Source organism: Bradyrhizobium japonicum USDA 6 (assembly GCF_000284375.1).
GTDB lineage: Bacteria > Pseudomonadota > Alphaproteobacteria > Rhizobiales > Xanthobacteraceae > Bradyrhizobium > Bradyrhizobium japonicum.
Map to the genome: position 1 here is coordinate 4,562,094 of NC_017249.1, position 18,334 is coordinate 4,580,427.

The following is an 18,334-nucleotide window of genomic DNA, read 5'->3' on the forward strand; positions in this document are numbered from 1 at the left end:
GGTCATCGCGGAACCAGACGATGACGGGCGGCGCGCTTGGCGTGGTCAGGGCAGGCCTCGTTTACAATTTGGCAAGCATGCCGCGTGCGGCGGTGTGAACCGTCGTTAATTCGGTCGTAAGCCGAATGCATGAATATGCAGGAATTCCGGGGGTAGTTCCATTCATGTCCAACCGTGCGACGGCAAAGTTCTTGCCGCAATTCAAGCTGGGTACCAAGGCCGTCCTGTGCGCCGTGCTGCTGATCGCCGTGAACACGGCGCTCGTGGTCGGCGCCGGCTACTTGTCGCTCACCTCCGCCTTCAACGATCGTGCGCTGCGCGACATCGAGGTCAATTTGCGCACGCTGGCCCTGGCCTTTGCCGAGGTCGTTCCCGACGCGAAGATCACGATGCGGGATGGCGGGGTGGCGCGCGCCGAGATTCCCAAAATGCCGGAGTTCAGGGATCACGCCATCGTCGATCGCGCGGTGTCCTATGTCGGCGGCAACGCGACCCTGTTCGTGTTCGATGATGCGAGCGGCCAGTTCGTCCGCCGCTCGACCAATGTGAAGAAGGAGAACGGCGACCGCGCTGTCGGGACCCAGCTTGCCGCCGATCATCCCGGGCAGGCCGTCCTGCGCCGCGGCGAGGCGTACAAGGGCCCGGCCACGCTGTTCGGCAAAACCTTCATGACCGCCTATTTCCCGGTCGCGGATGCCACCGGCAAGGTCGTCGGCATTCTCTATGTCGGCATCCCGATGGCGCAGTTCGAGAGCATGCTGACCCAGGCCATCGAGAGCATGGCGATTGCGGCCGGCATCGCCGCGCTCCTGGTCCTGGTCCTCACCTTGCTGGTCGTCCGCCGTATCACCAAGCCGCTCACCTCGGTCACGCGCTCGCTGACGGCGCTGGCCGAAGGCCAGAGCGACGTCGAGATCGATTGCGAGGATCGCGCCGACGAGATCGGCGAGATCGCCCGCACGGTCGCCGTGTTCAAGAGCAACTCGCTGGAGCGGGCACGCCTGCGCAGCGAGCAGAGCGCGGCCACGGCTGCCGCGGCAGAGCAACGCAAGGCGGAGCTGCGCAATTTCGTCGAGCAGTTCCGCGGCAGCGTCGGCGGCATCCTCGACAAGGTGCTGAACTCCTCCGGCGAGTTCGAGCGGGTGGCGCGGCAACTCACCGACACCGCACGCTCCACCGCCGACCTGTCGGCGCAGTCGGCCGGCGCATCCGAGAACGCCTCCGAGCACGTGCGCACGGCGGCCTCGGCCTCCGACGAACTGTCCCAGTCGATCTCCGAGATCACCCGCCGGGTACAGGAATCGAACGAGATCTCCGCCGAGGCGGTACGGCAGGCCGAAGCCACCGACCAGCGCATGGCGCAGCTCTCGGAGGCGGGGGCGCGCATCGGCGACGTCGTCAAGCTGATCACCTCGATCGCCGAGCAGACCAATCTTCTGGCACTGAACGCCACCATCGAGGCCGCGCGCGCCGGAGACGCCGGCCGCGGCTTCGCGGTGGTGGCCCAGGAGGTCAAGACGCTCGCCGGCCAGACCGCCAAGGCGACGGACGAGATCTCGAACCAGATCGCCAGCATGCAGCTTGCAACGGAGGAATCGGTCACCGCCATCAAGGCGATCGGCCAGACCATCGAGCGCATCAGCGGCATCGCGGGTTCGATCTCGGCCGCGGTCGAGCAGCAGAGGAGCGCCACCCACAACATCGCGGCCAGCGTTCGCGCTGCGGCCTCGGGTACCGCCGATGTCGCGGTCAATGTCCGTCACGCTGCCAAGGGCGCGAGCGAGACGGGGGAGACCTCGAGCCGGATGTTTGCCTCTGCCCAGGCGCTGTCAGGCGAGAGCCTGCATCTGAAGGCCGAGGTCGACAGCTTCCTCGACCGCGTGCACGCGGCCTAGGAGCGGGCGTGTGACCTGACACTGTCATCCCGGGATGGTCCGAAGGACCAGGTCCGGGATCTCGAGATTCTCAGGTGCGCAATTGCGCACCATAGTTCGGTCCTGCGGACCGCACGGGAAGACAGTGAGTTACTTCGGCTGCGGCACGATGCGGATGTAGGGCTTCGGTTCCTTCCAACCCTGCGGATAGATCGTCTTCGCCTCGTCGTTGGAAACCGAGCCGGCGATGATGACGTCCTCGCCCTGCGTCCAGTCGGCCGGCGTGGCGACGCGATGCTTCGCCGTCAGCTGAAGCGAGTCGATGACGCGCAGGATCTCCTGAAAATTCCGGCCTGTCGTCATCGGATAGACCAGCACCAGCTTGATCTTCTTGTCCGGCCCGATGATGAAGACGTTGCGGACGGTCTGGTTGTCGGCCGGCGTGCGGGTAAGGGGATCGCCCGAGGTCGAGGCCGGCAGCATCTCGTAGAGCTTGGAGACGTTGAAGTCGGTGTCGCCGATCATCGGGTAGTTGGGGGCGGCGCCTTGGGTCTCCTTGATGTCCTCCGACCATTTCGAATGGCGGTCGACCGGATCGACCGAAAGGCCCATCAGCTTGACGCCGCGCTTGTCGAATTCCGGCTTCAGCTTGGCAAGCGCGCCGAGCTCGGTCGTACAAACCGGCGTGAAGTCCTTCGGGTGGGAGAACAGGAGAGCCCAGCTATTGCCGATCCAGTCGTGGAACTTGATCTTCCCTTCGGTGGTCTCGGCTTCGAAGTCGGGCGCGGTGGTGCCGATCGGGAGTGTCATGGTTCTACCTCATCTCATTGAATTTACTTGGTAATTTATCTTTGCCGTCGCGGCCAGTATAGGGTCTCCGCGACCCTAAGTGAACCGCTTCAAGTAAAATGTGAATTTCTTCTCTGAAGGGCCGATTTCCTAGCACCTTTCTGTTACAGCCGCGCCTGCGACGAAACATCTCGACCGGAGCCGTACGGTCTCGATTGCCCCCATAAAGCCGTTTATGACCCGCATCACGCTCGCCCCGACGCCTCCGGAACCGAAATGGTCCTCGTAGCGACTAATCGGCAACCATTGAGAAAAGTCGCGATCCCCGTATCGAATCATTAACCACCCCTTTACGCCCGCATGAAAATGCTGGTCGATCAGAAGAAATCTGGAAGTGAACTATGTCCGCCGCTGCGCCTAAGTCTGTTGAGTCGCCGTCCCTCGAACCATCCTGCCGCGATACCGCGGCTCATGCATTGACCGTCGTGCGCGACGGCGTGATCACGGGCGAAGGCCCGACCACCAAGGGCCGGGTCCACTTTTCCCGCTCGCTCGATGCCGATGACACCGCCTGGTGCGCGCGCATCCTGACTGCCACGGCCGTCAACGACCAGCCGGTCAGCCGCGCCGAAGCCGAGGCGCTGTTCGAGATCAATGAAGCCGCAACCGAGCGCACCGATGGCGGCCGGTTCGACGACCTGCTCGCCAAGGCCGTTGCCCATTACGCCGCGAGCGCCTCGGGCCTGAAGGTGCCGCCGCGCAGCGTCGCGCTGTCGGCAGAGTCCGAGATCGAGAGCTGGGCGCCGTCCTACGCCGCCAAGGTCAACAGCGAGATGCTGGAGTGGATCGCAGGACAGATGCGCGGCAAGCGCCAGAACAACCGTCGCCTGATGGCGATGGTAGCGACCTTCCTGGGCGCCACCGCGCTGCCTCTGGCGGGCCAATTGCCAAACGTGTTCGACATCGGCATGTAAGTTTCTTGGGCATGTAAGTTTCTTGACGAGATTGTCGCGCCTCTTGCGAGGCGCGACAGACAGCGGCGGGGTTATTTCCCCGCCGTTTTTGTTTGCCGGCGTCCGGCTCGAGCCCGAGCGTGCGGCCCGGGAAACCGGCGGCGTCGAAATAGCGCTGGCTGCCGACGCGCTGGAAGTTCAGCACGGTCACCAGGCCGCCCTCGGCGGGCTTGGACTTCAGCGTGCCGATATAGGCCTTCGGCACGATGCCGTTGGGCAGGGCCTCCGACATCACGCGGCCGACAAGGCCGCCGTTCTGCGGGCCGCGCAGGCCCATGAGCTGGGCGGCCGTCATGCCGACGTCGGCATTGCTGACCGGGATCTGGCTGACATAGCCGGCTTTGAAGTCCGGACCGATCGCGGCCATGAAGTTCATGGTGTCGCCGCGGCTGAAGCTGCCATGCATGCCCTGACCCTGGCGCAGCACGGTGTCGGCGACCTGCACCGAGCAGTTGGTCGGCGCCTCACCGCAATCGCTGGCATAGGAGCGGAAGTTGACGACGATCGACGGCGTCGGCGTCGCCGACTTGCCGCGCAGATTGACGCTCGACAGCGGCAGGGTGCCGGGGAGGCGGCCGAGCGAGTCGTCCACGAACAGGCCGGAGACGTAATCCTGCTCGAGCAGCGCCTTGATCGTCTTCGCCGCCAGCTTCTTGTCCTTGTTCGGCAGGTAGATCAGGTCGGAGCCGCCATTGGTGGCGACGACGAGATCGGGCTTCTCCGGATCCTTGCCGAGCACGCCGTTACCGGCCTTCGGATGCTTGTTGCCCTCGACCTTGGCGTTCTTGTCGTTCGGGTCGAACAGTGGCAGGTCGAGCGCCTTGGCGAGGTCGATCGCCAGGAAGCCCATGGGCAAAAAGTCCTTCGGCGTGTCGTCATAGCTGACCTTGGCCGAGGGGCTGGTCTTGCTCTCCTTGGAGATGGTCGAGAAGCCGTGGTCGGCCTGGATCATGATGTTGGTGGTGGCGGCAAGGCCGAGCTCGTCGAGCGCCTTGCGGAGCTGGGCGAGGTTGTTGTCTGCATTCTTGATGCCGGCCATCGAGGTCGGCCCGTTAATGCCGGGCAGGATCTGGTTGAGGCTGTCGCCGGTGTTGTGCTGGCTGCCGTCGGGATCGCGCGACCAGAACACCAGCACGAAGGGCTTGTTGCGCGCCTTGAACATCGGCAGCAGCACCTTGGTGGCGACGTCTGCGAAATAGGCCTGCTGCGCGATATTGGCGACCGTGGTGCCGGGCGTCTTGGCATCGCCCGCCTTGGAATTGTCGCCGCGCGGGGGCGGGGCGAGGGGCAGGCCGGCCTTGGTCAGCGCCGCCTTCACGTCGTCCGACAACGCCACGCCGTTCTTGCCGCCGGTGGCATCGTCGAACACGACCGAATGCAGGCCCGGTTTTTCGGGCTTGTCGGTGTGGTCGAACTGATAGGTCGGACCGTGCTTGCCCAGCGCCGCGGTGCTGTATCCCTTGTCGCGGGCCATCTTCAAAATGGTCTCTTCGTTGAGATAGTCGCCCTTGAAATGCTCGTCGATGTCGCCGAGTACGGCGTCGTTCTCGATGAAGGGGACGACGGTGTCGCCGGCGGGAACGGACGTGTAGTTGGTCCAGATCGTGTTGGAGAACACGCCGGTGTCGCCGAGATAATGGCCGGTCGACATCGCCGAGCCGTTGGCCATGGTGAAGGTCGGGAAGAGCGAATGCGGGTTCTTGAAATTGACGCCCTTGTCGCGGACCTCGGCCATCGCCGGCGCGGTCTCCGGCGTCACCTTCAGCGCGCGCAGACCGTCGGGGATGAAGAGGATCAGGTTGCGGGGCGTGTTGTTCTGGGCGGAGGCAAGTCCGGTGGACAAGACTGTCAGTCCGGCGGACAGCAACACCAGTGAACGGCGCATCGAAATCTCCTGCGGTGAGGCGGCAATGGCCGCGACCGCGGCCCCCGGCCATCGTTTAGTTTTGCTGTATGACAGTTTTGTTACAAGGGGGCGAGGCATGCAAGAGGGCTGGGGAGGGGGCTCGTTCTCACGGACAAGTCATTGCCGAGCGCATCAAAACGGAATTCACCCCCTCTCGTTTCCCGGACGCGCTGCAGTTTCTTACGCCGCTGCGCAGAGCCGGGACCCAGGAGGCCGCACCGGTTCGCCACAACATGGGCCCCGGCTCGGCAGCGCATCACTTCGTGCTGCGCAGCGTCCGGGGCACGAGAGTGAGTTTGTGGCGCGCACCTGCATCAACATCGTCATTGCGAGCGCAGCGAAGCAATCCAGAATCCCACCGCAGAAACACTCTGGATTGCTTCGCTGTGCTCGCAATGACGGAAGTTGGGGCAAGTATCGCATAAGGACATCCGCTGGTCAGCCTGAGGCGGTCTGACCCCTGCCGCGGTAGCGCAGCGCCTCCACCAGCAGTGAAAACGCCGGCGAGGATTGGCGGCGGCTCGGATAATAGAGGTGGTAACCGGAGAAGGGCGGGCACCAGTCGGCGAGCACGCGGACGAGCTGTCCGCTCACCAGATAGGGCTGCACCTGGGTCTCTGTGATGTAGGCGAGGCCGAAGCCGCGCAGCGCGGCACTCAGCAATGCGCCGGCGCCGTTGAAGACGAGCTGTCCCTCGACACGAACGTTGAGGTCGCGGCCGTTCTTCTCGAACTCCCAGGCATAGAGCCCGCCATGCGTGGGCAGGCGCAGGTTGAGGCAGTTGTGCTCGGTCAGGTCCTGCGGGGTGCGGGGCTTCTTGCGCCCTGCGAAATAGGACGGCGCGCCGATCACAGCCATGCGCATATCGGGACCGACGCGGACCGCGATCATGTCCTTGGCGACGAGACCGCCCGGCCGGATGCCGGCGTCATATTGCTCGGCGACGATGTTGGACAGGCCATAGTCGATGATCACCTCGACCTTGATATCGGGATAGTTAGGCAGGATCTTTTCCAGTGCCGGCAGCAGGACGGCATCGGCCGCGTTCTCGGTTGCGGTGATCCGGATGGTGCCCGCGGGCTTCTCGCGGAATTCACCGAGTGCGGCGAGCTCGACGTCCATCTCCTCGAATTTCGGAGCAATCGACCGGAACAGCTTCTCACCGGCCTGGGTCGGGGCGACGTTGCGCGTGGTGCGGCTCAACAGCCGCACGCCGAGCCGCTCCTCCAGGGCACGCACGATCTGGCTGAGCGCGGATTGCGACATGCCGAGCTTGATAGCAGCCCGCGTAAAACTGCGTTCTCTCGCGACCGCGAGGAAGGCGAGGAGGTCACTGGCGTTGTCGCGGTCCATTCATTAGCCCAGGCGATAAATCTATTCAGGTTTTATCATCTAATCACTTGGCCGGAAACGGCCTAGCTTCAGCCGACAGCAAATCACCGGAATGGACCTCCCGTCCGCGAACGACGGAGGGATCGTCGCTGCGCGCATTGAAGAAGGTTGAACGTCATGAACGAGGGTATCTCAGGCAAGGTCGTCGTCATTACCGGCGCCAGCAGCGGTCTCGGCGAGGCTGCCGCGCGGCTGCTTGCATCACAGGGTGCGGCGGTCGTGCTCGGTGCGCGGCGCGCCGATCGCCTTGCCTCGCTCGTGAACGAGATCACGGCGAGCGGCGGCAAGGCGCTGGCCGTCACGACCGACGTTGCCGACCGCGCGCAGGTGAAGGCCCTGGTGGACGCGGGTGTGAAGGCCCACGGCCGCATCGACGTGATGCTCAACAATGCCGGCCTGATGCCGCAGTCGCTGCTCGAACGGTTGAAGGTCGATGAGTGGGACCGCATGATCGACGTCAACATCAAGGGCGTGCTCTACGGCATCGCGGCGGCGCTGCCGCACATGACCGCGCAGAAGGCAGGTCATATCATCAACGTCTCCTCTGTTGCCGGCCACAGGGTGGGACCGGGCTCGACCGTCTATGCTGCGACGAAATTCGCGGTGCGGGCGCTCTCCGAAGGGCTGCGCCAGGAGGTGAAACCCTACAACATCCGCAGCACCGTGATCTCGCCCGGCGCGGTCGCGACCGAACTGCCCGACAGCGTCACCGACCGCGACGCGGCCTCCCGCATCCAGCAATTCTATGCGCAGGTCGCGATCCCCGCGTCCTCGTTCGCGCGCGCCGTCGCCTTCGCGATCAGCCAGCCCGAGGATGTCGACATCAACGAGATCCTGTTCCGCCCGACGCGCCAGGACTATTGAGCGAGGCGCGCCATGTTTCCCGTGAGACGAATGACCATCACCATCGCTGCGCTCGGCCTGATCGCCGCTGCGCCGGCGAGGAGCGAGCAGGGAACCGAAGGAGCCAAACCGATGTCTGACAGCATCAGGGACGTCGCCCCCGCGCTGGAAAAATACCGCGAGACCGTCGTGCTCGGCGATCTCTGGAAGCGTCCGCAGTTGAGCGCGCGCGATCGCAGCATCGTCACGCTGGCGGCGTTGATCGCGCGCAACCAGACCGTCGAGCTCGCCTATTACCTGAACCTGGCGCTCGACAGCGGCGCCAAGCCCGCCGAGATCTCCGAGATCGTCACGCATCTGGCTTTCTACACGGGATGGGCGAATGCGATGTCGGCAGTCTCGGTTGCGAAGGATGTCTTTGCGGCCCGAAAGATCGCGTCGGACCAGTTGGCGGCAGTCTCGCCTGCGCTGTCGCCGCTCAACGAGGCCGCGGAATCCGAGCGGGCCACGCGCGTGGGCCAGCAATTCGGCAACGTCGCGCCCGGCCTCGTGCAGTACACGACCGATGTATTGTTCCGCGATCTCTGGCTGCGTCCGGGCCTCGCGCCGCGCGACCGCAGCCTCGTTACGGTCAGCGCGTTGGTCGCAACCGGACAGGTCGCGCAGATCACCTATCATCTGAACCGGGCGATGGATAACGGGCTGACACAGGAGCAGGCCGGCGAGGTCGTCACGCAGCTTGGGTTCTATGTTGGCTGGCCCAACGCGTTCTCGGCAGTGTCGGTGTTCAAGGACGTATTCGAGAAGCGGCCGAAGCCGTGAGCCAGCTATCGCGACGGAGCGTGCTTGTTGCGGCGCTGCTTGCGAGCGCGTCTGCGAGGCTGGCAGCAGCCAAGGAGACCGACATGGACATCAAGCGCAATGGTTCGCAGCCCTCCCGCAAGGGGCCTGCGGAATGGTTTTCGGGGTCGGTGCGTATCGACCCGTTGTTCCAGGTGCCCGAACCCGGACGCGTCGGTGCCGGGCAGGTGACCTTCGAGCCCGGCGCGCGCACCGCCTGGCACACTCACCCGCTTGGCCAGACGCTGATCATCACGTCGGGTCTTGGCTGGGTGCAGCGCGAGGGCGGCCCGATTGAGGAGGTCAGGCCCGGCGACGTCGTGTGGTTTCCACCTGATCTGAAGCACTGGCATGGTGCGACGCCTGCGACCGGGATGACGCACATCGCTATCCAGGAATCGGTTGGCGGCAAGACTGTCGACTGGCTCGAGCATGTCACCGATGCCCAATACAGGGCGTGAGCATCATGACGTTCTGGCCAATTGACGAGCTGCGCCGTATCGCGGATGCGGACGACCTGCACGTTGCGCCGTTCCGCGAGGACGGCGCAACGCCGGGCACGCCGACCTGGATCTGGTCGGTCGCGGTCGACGATGCGCTCTATGCGCGCCCGTATAACGGGCGGAACTCGAGCTGGTACCAGGCCGCGGTGCGGCAGAAGGCGGGACGGATCGTCGCGGCAGGCATGATGAAGGACGTCACCTTTGCGCCGGTCGAGGGGGCGATCAACCATCGCATCGACGAGGCCTACCGGGCGAAATACGCCAAATGCGCCTATCTCCAGCCGATGATCGGGGCGCGCATGCACGGCGTCACGATCCGGATATTGCCGCGCTGACCGATTTCGGGACAGCGGCAATCGGCCGCCGCACCGCTGTAATTCCGTGCCTTAACCAACAATTAATTATACGTTTGCGGGCGGGTGACGGCCCGGCCTAGCGTGCGGTGGGGAGCCGCCGAAGCCAAACGAGTTGGTGCGTATCATGATGTCCAGATCATATGGGGCGCTCTTCGCCTCGCTCAGCGCAGCCGCGCTGCTCCTTTCTTCCAATGACGGTTTTGCCAGGCCCGGCGCCACCGCCACCGCCGCGCACGGGATGGCCGCGCCTTCCGGCGCGATCGCGCGTCCGCAGATCGCTCCTGGCGCCCGGTTCCGCGGCCGCAACACGCCCTGGGTCTACTGGCCGGGCGGCGGCGGGTTCTTCTACGACAACGGAGGCTATAGCCAGCCTTTCGTCGATGCCGGGCAGCCGACCTCCACCGACGTGCGTTACACCTATACGTACGACGTTCCCTGGGACTGGACCCATCGGTTCCCGCCGAACGTGGTGCCGTCCGACCGGCCCTATGTGCCGAGCTGCCCGACGGAGCAGGTGACGGTGCCCGGCCGCGGCGGCGGCGAGCACACGGTCAACATCATGCGCTGCTACTGAGCGGCTCGGTCCGCTCAACTAGCCCAGCTCAAAGCTGGTCACGCCGAATACGCGGTCGATCCGCAGCGGCGGGATCGGCCCTGTGTACATCCGCGTCGTCTCGAACACCGGCTTGAGCCCGAGCGATTCCGCGAGCGCGATGGCCTCGCGATTGATGGCGGGGACGTCGAGGAAGACCTCGCCGCCGCCTACGCTCGCGAGCAGGGCCTGCACGATCGCGTCCGCCGCTCCGCGGTCGTCGGCGACGAGCGGGCCGATCTTGTGGCCGGTCCGGCAGGGCCGGATCACCCCCCATGCCGCGAGCTTGCCGTCGCGCAGCAGCGCGCCGCCGAGATGGCCCGATGTGTTGATCCAGGCGCGCAGGAAGGCGCTACGCGCGGCTGGGAAGACGGTCGCGTCGTCGGCTTCGACGAGCGCGAACGGGATATTGTCGAGCGCGACGATTTCGGCGGGCGGATTCGGCGGCGCGGCGACGATGCCGCCGTACCGGATATTGGCGTAGGCAAGCTGGAAGCCGGACTTCCTGTAATTGTCCTGCTGCGCGACGACGCCATCGAGCCCGATCACGCGGGCGCCCGCATGCGCGATCGCCGTGTTCCAGATCCGCAGGCCGTGGCCCGCGCCGCGAAAGCCTGAGCGCACGATGTAGAAGCCGAGGAAGGCGAAGCGATCGTCGTAATTGACGCAGGAGACGGTCGCGACCGGCTGGCCGTCGATCTCGCCGACGAAGAAGCCTTTCGCGTCCGGGATCGCGAAACAGGCGGCGTCGCCGAGGCCCGGATTCCAGCCCTCGGCCGCGGCCCAGTCGACGGCGATGGCGATCTCCTCGGGGCGCAAATTGCGGATCTGCAGATCGCTCATGACGGATGCCTTGACGGATGCCTTGGGCGGTGGACCTGGCGGCAGGTCCGGCGGTAGAAGGCCTCATGATAGGCCGGGCCCGGGGCTCGCCTCAACACAGGGATGATCGGTCATGGCAGCAGAGAAGGTCGCACTTGTCACCGCCGGCGGCAGCGGCATGGGGGCAGGGGCTGCGCGGCGGCTCGCGGCCGACGGCTTTCGCGTCGCGATCCTGTCGTCCTCGGGCAAGGGCGAGGCGCTGGCAGTCGAGCTCGGCGGCCTCGGCGTCACCGGCTCCAACAAGTCGAACGATGATCTGAAGCGGCTCGTCGACGGGGCGATGGCCAAATGGGGACGCATCGACGTGCTCGTCAACAGCGCCGGCCACGGGCCGCGAGCGGCGATCACGGAGATTACCGACGAGCAGTGGCACACCGGCCTCGACACGTATCTCCTCAACGTGATCCGGCCGACCCGGCTGGTGACGCCGGTGATGCAGGCGCAGAAGAGCGGCGCCATCATCAACATCTCGACCGCCTGGGCATTCGAGCCGAGCGCGATGTTTCCGACCTCTGCGGTCTTCCGCGCAGGCCTTGCCGCCTTCACGAAGATCTTCACCGACACCCATGCCGCCGACAACATCCGCATGAACAACGTTCTGCCGGGCTGGATCGACAGCCTGCCGCAGCTGGACGCGCGCCGCGACAGCGTGCCGATGAAGCGCTACGGCAAGGTCGAGGAGGTCGCGGCGACGGTGTCGTTCCTGGCGTCCGAGGGTGCCGCCTACATCACCGGCCAGAATATCCGTGTCGACGGCGGACTGACGCGCTCGGTGTGAGTCGGCGCGCGGCTTCGCTCCGCCATTCTGATGCACTTGTCGTAACGCGACGCGCGGCCTGCGCGGTGCGCCGCTGCGGCGGGGCGGCGCGTGGCGTTTGGGTCACACTCGCCACTGGCCTTGCGCGATAAGTCACTGACTACGTCACAGTCCATACGAACTGCGCCGCAGGCCGAGACGAACGGACGTCCTCCGCCTATTCCCAAACTGCGCGGGATGGCTCCCACCAGCGCGCATCGAAAACGCGAGATCAAGCGCGTGGGGGAATGGAGATTGGAATGAAGAAGCTTTTGCTGGCGGTCGCGTCGATTGTGCTCGGCACCGCATCCGCGCAGGCGGCCGACCTCGCGGCGCAATACACCAAGGCGCCGATCATGGCGCCGGCCTATAACTGGACGGGCTTTTACGTCGGCGGCAATGTCGGCGGGCAGTGGGGCGACTCTGACCTGAACACCTCGACGGTGTTCTCTCCGACCGGCTATTTTGCGGCGAGCAGCGTCCCCGCCATCAACACGGTCGGCGCCCAGGGCGTCAACAGCTCCAGCGTGACCGGCGGCTTTACCGCGGGCTACAACTGGCAGGTCAACCACGCCGTGCTCGGCCTCGAAGGTGACATCAACTATTTCGGTTTCAAGGGCAGCGCGACGGGCTCGGCGCTCTATCCCTGCTGCGCCCCGACAGGCTTTACCGTGTCGTCGTCGGTCTCGGCCGATTGGCTCGCCACCATCCGTGGTCGCATCGGCTTCCTCGCGGCTCCGACCTGGCTGCTATACGCGACGGGCGGCGCGGCGATCTCCGAGGTGAAGGGCAATTTCAACTTCACCGACACGTTCTCGGCCGCGACCGAGTCCGCCACGATCCGCGACACGCGGCTCGGCTGGACCGCGGGCGTCGGCACCGAATACGCCTTCGGCGGCGGCTGGTCGCTCAAGGCCGAATATCTCTACGTCGATCTCGGCCGCGCCAGCGCGACCAGCACCAATCTGGTCGGCTTTGCCGGAACGACGCCATTTCCAAGCAACGTCTACACCCACTCGGTCGATCTCAAGTCGAACATCGTGCGCGTCGGCGTGAACTACAAGTTCGGCGGACCGGTCGTCGCCAGGTACTGAGCATCCCGTTCCTGATCTGGCGCGGAAAGCCCCGGCTCTGCCGGGGCTTTCTGTTGCGAGGGACGGTTCAGTGCGAGGCGACGAGTTTCGCCAGCGCGGGCAGGATCTTGTAGCGAACGATCTCGTGCGGGTATTCGCCCCGATTGGCGAGCAGGACGAAGCCGATCTGCCTGATCGGGACGAGGCCGAGATAGCCGGAGGCATTGTTGAGACCGCCGGGCTTGTCGACGATGGTGGCGTCGGGGAGGTGGACCGTCTCCCAGGCCATGCCTTGTCCGAATTTGTCGTCGACGCGGAAGATCTCGCGCTGCGTCATCCGCAGCGCCTCGCGCAAATGCGGATCGACCGAGCGGCCGTCGACGCAGGCCGCAACGAAGGTCGCGAGATCCCGCGCGGACGAAAACATCTGGCCGGCGCCGGGAAAGTCGAAATAGCTCTGCTGGTTGCCGGGTGGGCCGATCGCCATGCCCTGATCCGAATAGCCTTGCACGACGCGCTGCATCCACGCCGCGTCCATGACGGCGCGGTTGTCCTCGCCGCGCTCCGGCAGGGAGGTCGCATTCATGCCGATCGGCCCAAGGATGCGCTGTTCGAACAGGGTTGCGATCGGAGCGTCGTAGCAGCGCTCGAGCACGAGCTGAAGCAGCACGTAACAGGCATGGCTGTAGACACGCTGCTTGCCGGGCGCCTCGCCGGCCTGCGGCTCGAAGGCGTTGAACATGTCGATGAACCGCGCCCGCGAGAACGAGTCGTTCGGCCAGGGTGGATGGTCGGTCGGCAGCAGCATGCCCGACGTGTGCGTGGCGAGCTGGCCGACGGTGACGCGGCGGACATAGTCTCCGGTGAGCTCGGGCAGATATTTCGGCAGGCGGTCGTCGAGCCGCAATTCACCCCGGAGCGAGCCCAGCGCCACCAGCGTCGCCTCGAACGGCTTGCGCAGCGAACCAAGGTTGAACAGCGTATCCGGCGTGACCGGTCGTCGCGTGGCGTCATCGGCGAAGCCGTAGTTGAAGAACTCGACATGGCGGCCGGCATAGAGCGCGGCGGCAAGGCCGCCCGGCTGGTCCGGCGTCATGGTCGGCGCCAGCTCGTTGGCGACGATGTCGCGCATCTGCGCGATCATGTCGGAATCCGCGGATGCGCGGCGCGGCCAAGCCAGCGCGAGGGGAACGAGCGCAGCCCGGGTGAACGCCCGCCGGGTGAGGTGTGATGAGGTGACAACAGACGGCACGGCTCTGACGCATGATGCGATGCGCCCCCTCTCTCTTCTAACGGGGAGGGCCGGCTGCCCCAATTCACGATTGCGCGTTGTGGGCTCCTTCGGCGGGGGCTTGCGGAAAAATACTTAGCTTATGGGCTAACAATTATTGACGGCGGGCGGTGGCGAGTCTATAGTTAGCTTCATGGCTAACCAATTATCCCAGCTCGACCAGATCTTCGCAGCCCTCGCTGATCCCACAAGGCGCGCGATCGTGATGCGGCTCTGTGCCGGCGAGGCGTCGGTCGGCGAGCTCGCCGATCCGTTCGAGATGGCGCTGCCGAGCTTCATGAAACACATCCATGTGCTGGAGACGAGCGGGCTCGTTCAGTCGGAGAAATCCGGCCGCGTGCGCACCTGCCGTCTCAGTCCGGACGCGCTCGTCGGCGCGGAGGACTGGTTCCAGCAGCAGCGCGCGATCTGGGAGGCGCGGCTCGACCGGTTCGAGGCTTACGTCTTGCAACTGAAGAAAGAGAAGGAGAGGGCGTCCGCCAAGCGGCCGTCCCGCACAACCAAACGGAAAGGTTCTGAGTGATGACGAATTCTGCCAATCCCGCTCTGTCGCAATGGTCGATGGACCGCGAGATCGTGATGTCGCGCGTGATCGACGCGCCGCGCGATCTGGTGTTCGAGGCGTGGTCCGATCCAAAACATCTCCCGCAATGGTTCGGGCCGAAGGGCTTCAAGCTCGAGACCTTCGAGATCGACGTGCGCGTCGGCGGCGTCTGGCGCTTCAACATGATCGGTCCCGACGGCACCGTCTATCCGAACCGCATGCGCTTCCGCCGCATCGAGCGGCCGTCGCTGATGGAGATGGACCACGGCGTCGACCAGGACGACGATCCCGGCATGTTCCGCTTCACCATCACCCTTGCCGAGCAGAGCAACGGCAAGACCGTGCTGATGATGCGGCAACTGGCCTCGAGCACCGAGCAGCGCGACGGCATGATCGGCTTCGGTGCCGTCGAATACGGCTACCAGACGCTGGACAAGCTCGCGGCGTATGTTGGTGGGATGAAGAAATAAAGTCCCCGCGTTATTCCGGGGGCCTCGAAGAGGCGCCCCGGAATAAACTCGGAAACATGTGGGGAGAGCCGTCGCCTTCGCGAATATGACAGCGCGCAGGTCAATTATGACAGCGCCATAACGTAGATTTTTGTCGCGTCGCGCCGCCGATTTATGACAGAATTGCTACCGCTTGATGTCATATCGATTACGGCGGAGCGATTCATGTTGCAGTGGCCGGCGCGGTCAAATCCCCTCGCGTGGTGGTGGGGCTCCCTGACGCTTGTAAGCAGTGCCAACATCCTCGTCTGGTTCATGCTGTACCGCGAGTTCTATCCGACGGTTGCCGGCAGCGCCGGCGGCGGTTCGGATATCGGGCTGATGTTCCTGCTCTGCGCCGGCTATGTGTTCGGCTGCGCGTTCCGATCGTTCCTGCCGCGCGCCGACGTGCAGCGCATCTGCCTGTTCGACACCTGGCTCTCCAGCGTCTTCGTCGGCCGCACCGTCGCGACCGTGGCCGAGCTGTGCTTCGTGGCGCAATGGGCGATCATCCTGCATCAGCTGGGTCACATGACGGGGGCGGAGACCGCGGTGAACATCGCGCTGGTGATCGTGCCCATCATCATCATCGCGGAGTGCTTCTCCTGGTACGCGGTCGTCACGACGAATTTCCTCTACAACGCGATCGAGAATTCGCTGTGGGCGGTGACGTTTTTCCTCGCCGGCATCGCGCTGTGCCGCCTCATGCCGGAATTCCAGGGACCGGTGCGCTGGGCGCTGATCGCCGGCATCATCGGCATCGCCTGCTTCCTCGCCTTCCTCGTCACCGTCGACGTGCCGATGTATCTCAGCCGCTGGCGGGCAGGGCATGAAGAGGGCAACAGGCTCCTCGGCTTCCTCGAAGGCCTGCACGACGTTGCGACGCGCTGGGTGGTGACCCACGACATCGCGCACTGGAAGGGCGAGCTGACCTGGATGTTCCTGTATTTCACCGCCGCGGTGTGGTCGAGCCTCGCGCTCTGCGCGCTCTACGCCATGGAAGGCTATCTCACGCGTTATCTCGCCTGATTCGATTACCTGCCGACCAGGCTGCACTTGCTGCGGTCGAGCGGGCGGAAGGCCTGGTCGGGCGGGATGGTCGCGACCAGCTTGACGAAGTCCCACGGGCCCTTCGATTCCTCGGGCGTCTTGACCTGCACCAGATAGAGATCGTGCACCATGCGCTGGTCCTCGCGGATGCGACCGTTCGGCGTATACGCATCCGACACCGGCGTCGCCTTCATCTTGGCCATCACGGCTGCGCTGTCGTCCGTATCGCTGTCCTTGACGGCTTGCAGATAGTGACGCACGGCGGAATAGACGCCGGCCTGGATCTGTGACGGCATCGCCTTGCGGCGGGCATAGAACGCGTCCGAGAATTTCCGGGCGGCCGGCGAGACGTCCTCGAAGAACGAGGTGACGATGAGATCGCCGCGCGTCGCCTTCAGGCCGACCGCCTCGATGTCGACGTTCTGGAACGACATCGGCACGATCTTCATGCCCTGGTCTGCGAGCCCGAATTCCTCCGCCTGCTTGATCGCGGTGGCGTTGTCGCCGGCGACGTTGATCGCGAGGATTTTTGCGCCGGACGACTGGGCCTGAAGCAGGAACGACGAGTAGTCGGGCGTGCCGAGCTGGGCCTTCACGCTGCCGGCAACCTTGCCGCCGAGCACGGCGATGCGATCGCGCGCGGTCGCCTCGATCGAATGGCCGAAAGCATAGTCGCCGGTGATGAAGAACCACGGCTCCTTGCTGGTCTGCATGATGCCGGAGACTACGGCGGTCGCAGTGGAGTAGGCGTCCTGGGTCCATTGCACGCTGGTCGGTGCGCAGGCCTCGTCGGTGAGCTGGTTGGCGCCGGCGCCGGAGACCAGGAAGATCTTTCCGTTGCCGCGCACCAACTCCTGCACCGCGAGCGCCGCGCCGGAACTGCCGCCGTCTGCGATCGCCTGCACACCGTCGCTGAACCATTTGCGGGCGAGCGAGGCCGCAAGGTCCGGCTTGTTCTGGTGATCGGCCTGCAGGATCTCGATCGGCTTGCCGTTGATCTTGCCGCCGAACTCCTCCGCCGCCATCCGCGCCGCCTCGACCGAGCCCGGGCCCATGGCGGTCGCGAAAATGCCGTTCATGTCGGTGAGTACGCCGATGCGGATGGCGTCGCCCTTGATCTCGGCGCGCGCGGTGGAGCCTGCGAGCGCCAGCGCAATGAGCAGAGTGGCGGCGGATGTCGTGCGAAGGGGGACCATGGCGTTTCCTGATGTTGTTATGTTTGATTGATCGGCATCGGCGGTCAGGCCGGTTCGGCGATGACCTCGTTGCGCAAGGTGCCGATGCCGGAGATCTCGATCTCGACGGTGTCGCCGGGGCGCATCCACAGCGGCGGCGTGCGCTTGGCGCCGACGCCGCCCGGCGTGCCCGTCACTATGACGTCGCCGGGGACGAGCGGACAGATCGTCGAGATGTAGGCGATCAGCTCGGGGATGGCTGTGATCAGGAGATCCGTGGTGGTGTCCTGCACCACAGTGCCGTTCAGCCGCGTCTGCAGGGTGAGCTTGGACGGATCAGGAATCTCGTCCGCCGTCACCAGCCACGGACCAAAGCTGCCGCTCTCGGCAAAGGTCTTGCCGGAGAGGAACTGGCTGGTGTGGCGTTGCCAGTCGCGGATGCTGCCTTCGTTGTAGCAGGAATAGCCGGCGATATGATCGAGCGCGCGGCCTGCGGGGATATGCCGGCCTGCCTTGCCGATGACGAGCGCGAGCTCGCCCTCATAGTCGAAATCGTCGCTCACTTTCGGCTTCACGATGGGCTGGAGATGGCCGACCTGGCTGCTGGGGAAGCGGACGAACAGCGCCGGCTTCTCGGTGACGGTACGCCCCGTTTCGGCGACATGATCGTGATAATTGAGGCCGACGCAGATGATCTTGCCGGGATCGGGGATCACGGGAGCGAAGGCAATGCTGCCGAGCGGATGATCCGGCGCGGTGGATGCCACTAGCTTTGCCGCCTCGGCGACGCGGCCGGCTTCGAGCAACTGTCGCAGCGTGGTGCAGGGCGTCATGCGGGTACCGAGATCGACGACGCCATCGTCCTTGACGGCCCCGAAGGAGGTGCGGCCATTGGCGACGAAAGAGAGCAGCTTCATGGGATGTCCT

At 65.0% G+C, this 18,334-nt stretch carries 18 protein-coding genes and 1 pseudogene; 12 read left to right on the forward strand and 7 right to left on the reverse strand.

Annotated elements, in window-relative coordinates:
- Positions 1-164: 164 nt before the first annotated feature.
- Positions 165-1,895, forward strand: coding sequence for a methyl-accepting chemotaxis protein (locus BJ6T_RS21520; RefSeq protein ID WP_014494578.1), 1,731 nt, complete (start codon positions 165-167; stop codon positions 1,893-1,895).
- A 129-nt stretch (positions 1,896-2,024) separates the two neighbouring features.
- On the opposite strand, the gene BJ6T_RS21525 is transcribed toward BJ6T_RS21520, so the two are convergent.
- A complete protein-coding gene (locus BJ6T_RS21525; protein WP_014494579.1) occupies positions 2,025-2,684 on the reverse strand; it encodes a peroxiredoxin in 660 nt (219 codons plus the stop codon).
- Between the two features lie 380 nt (positions 2,685-3,064).
- Here BJ6T_RS21525 and BJ6T_RS21530 point away from each other — a divergent pair, with 380 nt between their 5' ends.
- Positions 3,065-3,637 carry a hypothetical protein gene (locus tag BJ6T_RS21530; protein WP_014494580.1) on the forward strand — a complete coding sequence of 191 codons (573 nt, stop codon included), beginning with the start codon at positions 3,065-3,067 and terminating at the stop codon, positions 3,635-3,637.
- 76 nt (positions 3,638-3,713) lie between these two features.
- On the opposite strand, the pseudogene BJ6T_RS21535 reads toward BJ6T_RS21530, so the two are convergent.
- Positions 3,714-5,561, reverse strand: a pseudogene (locus tag BJ6T_RS21535) (alkaline phosphatase family protein); the annotation flags it as partial.
- Between the two features lie 459 nt (positions 5,562-6,020).
- Positions 6,021-6,935 (reverse strand): LysR family transcriptional regulator, encoded by a 915-nt coding sequence (locus BJ6T_RS21540; RefSeq protein WP_014494582.1) that lies wholly within the window; start codon positions 6,933-6,935, stop codon positions 6,021-6,023.
- Positions 6,936-7,091: 156 nt separating this feature from the next.
- On the opposite strand from BJ6T_RS21540, the gene BJ6T_RS21545 reads away from it, so the two are divergent.
- The 5 genes from BJ6T_RS21545 to BJ6T_RS21565 all read left to right on the forward strand — a co-directional run bounded on the left by BJ6T_RS21545 (position 7,092) and on the right by BJ6T_RS21565 (position 10,090).
- Positions 7,092-7,838, forward strand: coding sequence for an SDR family oxidoreductase (locus BJ6T_RS21545; RefSeq protein ID WP_014494583.1), 747 nt, complete (start codon positions 7,092-7,094; stop codon positions 7,836-7,838).
- 12 nt (positions 7,839-7,850) lie between these two features.
- Positions 7,851-8,639 carry a carboxymuconolactone decarboxylase family protein gene (locus tag BJ6T_RS21550; RefSeq protein ID WP_014494584.1) on the forward strand — a complete coding sequence of 263 codons (789 nt, stop codon included), beginning with the start codon at positions 7,851-7,853 and terminating at the stop codon, positions 8,637-8,639.
- Between the two features lie 83 nt (positions 8,640-8,722).
- Positions 8,723-9,118, forward strand: a complete 396-nt coding sequence (locus tag BJ6T_RS21555) for a (R)-mandelonitrile lyase (protein ID WP_014494585.1) — start codon at positions 8,723-8,725, stop codon at positions 9,116-9,118.
- Positions 9,119-9,123: 5 nt separating this feature from the next.
- Positions 9,124-9,495 (forward strand): DUF2255 family protein, encoded by a 372-nt coding sequence (locus BJ6T_RS21560; protein WP_014494586.1) that lies wholly within the window; start codon positions 9,124-9,126, stop codon positions 9,493-9,495.
- Positions 9,496-9,640: 145 nt separating this feature from the next.
- Positions 9,641-10,090, forward strand: coding sequence for a hypothetical protein (locus tag BJ6T_RS21565; RefSeq protein WP_014494587.1), 450 nt, complete (start codon positions 9,641-9,643; stop codon positions 10,088-10,090).
- 18 nt (positions 10,091-10,108) lie between these two features.
- Here the strand turns inward: BJ6T_RS21565 and BJ6T_RS21570 are convergent, their stop codons facing one another.
- A complete protein-coding gene (locus BJ6T_RS21570) occupies positions 10,109-10,951 on the reverse strand; it encodes a GNAT family N-acetyltransferase (RefSeq protein ID WP_014494588.1) in 843 nt (280 codons plus the stop codon).
- Positions 10,952-11,063: 112 nt separating this feature from the next.
- Here BJ6T_RS21570 and BJ6T_RS21575 point away from each other — a divergent pair, with 112 nt between their 5' ends.
- A complete protein-coding gene (locus tag BJ6T_RS21575; RefSeq protein WP_014494589.1) occupies positions 11,064-11,768 on the forward strand; it encodes an SDR family oxidoreductase in 705 nt (234 codons plus the stop codon).
- 278 nt (positions 11,769-12,046) lie between these two features.
- Positions 12,047-12,880: an outer membrane protein gene (locus BJ6T_RS21580; protein ID WP_014494590.1), complete on the forward strand. Its 834-nt coding sequence runs from the start codon at positions 12,047-12,049 to the stop codon at positions 12,878-12,880.
- 67 nt (positions 12,881-12,947) lie between these two features.
- On the opposite strand, the gene BJ6T_RS21585 is transcribed toward BJ6T_RS21580, so the two are convergent.
- Positions 12,948-14,003, reverse strand: a complete 1,056-nt coding sequence (locus BJ6T_RS21585) for a serine hydrolase (protein ID WP_014494591.1) — start codon at positions 14,001-14,003, stop codon at positions 12,948-12,950.
- Between the two features lie 280 nt (positions 14,004-14,283).
- On the opposite strand from BJ6T_RS21585, the gene BJ6T_RS21590 reads away from it, so the two are divergent.
- The 3 genes from BJ6T_RS21590 (at position 14,284) to BJ6T_RS21600 (ending at position 16,211) form a co-directional block, all read left to right on the forward strand.
- Complete coding sequence (locus tag BJ6T_RS21590) at positions 14,284-14,673, forward strand: ArsR/SmtB family transcription factor (RefSeq protein WP_028169901.1); 390 nt, start codon at positions 14,284-14,286, stop codon at positions 14,671-14,673.
- Positions 14,673-15,164 carry an SRPBCC family protein gene (locus tag BJ6T_RS21595; protein WP_014494593.1) on the forward strand — a complete coding sequence of 164 codons (492 nt, stop codon included), beginning with the start codon at positions 14,673-14,675 and terminating at the stop codon, positions 15,162-15,164. The genes BJ6T_RS21590 and BJ6T_RS21595 overlap by 1 nt, the downstream gene beginning before the upstream one ends.
- Before the next feature lie 204 nt (positions 15,165-15,368).
- Entirely contained in the window at positions 15,369-16,211 is an 843-nt protein-coding gene (locus BJ6T_RS21600) for a hypothetical protein (protein WP_014494594.1), read from the forward strand.
- Between the two features lie 5 nt (positions 16,212-16,216).
- Here the strand turns inward: BJ6T_RS21600 and BJ6T_RS21605 are convergent, their stop codons facing one another.
- Together BJ6T_RS21605 and BJ6T_RS21610 are read right to left on the reverse strand one after the other, a co-directional pair.
- On the reverse strand, positions 16,217-17,428 hold the full coding sequence (locus tag BJ6T_RS21605; protein ID WP_014494595.1) for an ABC transporter substrate-binding protein: 1,212 nt from the start codon (positions 17,426-17,428) through the stop codon (positions 16,217-16,219).
- Between the two features lie 44 nt (positions 17,429-17,472).
- On the reverse strand, positions 17,473-18,324 hold the full coding sequence (locus BJ6T_RS21610) for a fumarylacetoacetate hydrolase family protein (protein ID WP_014494596.1): 852 nt from the start codon (positions 18,322-18,324) through the stop codon (positions 17,473-17,475).
- Positions 18,325-18,334 lie beyond the last annotated feature (10 nt).

Excerpts from the sequence above, each read along its gene's own strand:
- BJ6T_RS21520 (WP_014494578.1), top strand. The coding sequence starts at position 165 with ATGTCCAACCGTGCGACGGCAAAGTTCTTGCCGCAATTCAAGCTGGGT.
- BJ6T_RS21525 (WP_014494579.1), bottom strand. The coding sequence starts at position 2,684 with ATGACACTCCCGATCGGCACCACCGCGCCCGACTTCGAAGCCGAGACC.
- BJ6T_RS21530 (WP_014494580.1), top strand. The coding sequence starts at position 3,065 with ATGTCCGCCGCTGCGCCTAAGTCTGTTGAGTCGCCGTCCCTCGAACCA.
- BJ6T_RS21540 (WP_014494582.1), bottom strand. The coding sequence starts at position 6,935 with ATGGACCGCGACAACGCCAGTGACCTCCTCGCCTTCCTCGCGGTCGCG.
- BJ6T_RS21545 (WP_014494583.1), top strand. The coding sequence starts at position 7,092 with ATGAACGAGGGTATCTCAGGCAAGGTCGTCGTCATTACCGGCGCCAGC.
- BJ6T_RS21550 (WP_014494584.1), top strand. The coding sequence starts at position 7,851 with ATGTTTCCCGTGAGACGAATGACCATCACCATCGCTGCGCTCGGCCTG.
- BJ6T_RS21555 (WP_014494585.1), top strand. The coding sequence starts at position 8,723 with ATGGACATCAAGCGCAATGGTTCGCAGCCCTCCCGCAAGGGGCCTGCG.
- BJ6T_RS21560 (WP_014494586.1), top strand. The coding sequence starts at position 9,124 with ATGACGTTCTGGCCAATTGACGAGCTGCGCCGTATCGCGGATGCGGAC.
- BJ6T_RS21565 (WP_014494587.1), top strand. The coding sequence starts at position 9,641 with ATGATGTCCAGATCATATGGGGCGCTCTTCGCCTCGCTCAGCGCAGCC.
- BJ6T_RS21570 (WP_014494588.1), bottom strand. The coding sequence starts at position 10,951 with ATGAGCGATCTGCAGATCCGCAATTTGCGCCCCGAGGAGATCGCCATC.
- BJ6T_RS21575 (WP_014494589.1), top strand. The coding sequence starts at position 11,064 with ATGGCAGCAGAGAAGGTCGCACTTGTCACCGCCGGCGGCAGCGGCATG.
- BJ6T_RS21580 (WP_014494590.1), top strand. The coding sequence starts at position 12,047 with ATGAAGAAGCTTTTGCTGGCGGTCGCGTCGATTGTGCTCGGCACCGCA.
- BJ6T_RS21585 (WP_014494591.1), bottom strand. The coding sequence starts at position 14,003 with ATGATCGCGCAGATGCGCGACATCGTCGCCAACGAGCTGGCGCCGACC.
- BJ6T_RS21590 (WP_028169901.1), top strand. The coding sequence starts at position 14,284 with ATGGCTAACCAATTATCCCAGCTCGACCAGATCTTCGCAGCCCTCGCT.
- BJ6T_RS21595 (WP_014494593.1), top strand. The coding sequence starts at position 14,673 with ATGACGAATTCTGCCAATCCCGCTCTGTCGCAATGGTCGATGGACCGC.
- BJ6T_RS21600 (WP_014494594.1), top strand. The coding sequence starts at position 15,369 with ATGTTGCAGTGGCCGGCGCGGTCAAATCCCCTCGCGTGGTGGTGGGGC.
- BJ6T_RS21605 (WP_014494595.1), bottom strand. The coding sequence starts at position 17,428 with ATGGTCCCCCTTCGCACGACATCCGCCGCCACTCTGCTCATTGCGCTG.
- BJ6T_RS21610 (WP_014494596.1), bottom strand. The coding sequence starts at position 18,324 with ATGAAGCTGCTCTCTTTCGTCGCCAATGGCCGCACCTCCTTCGGGGCC.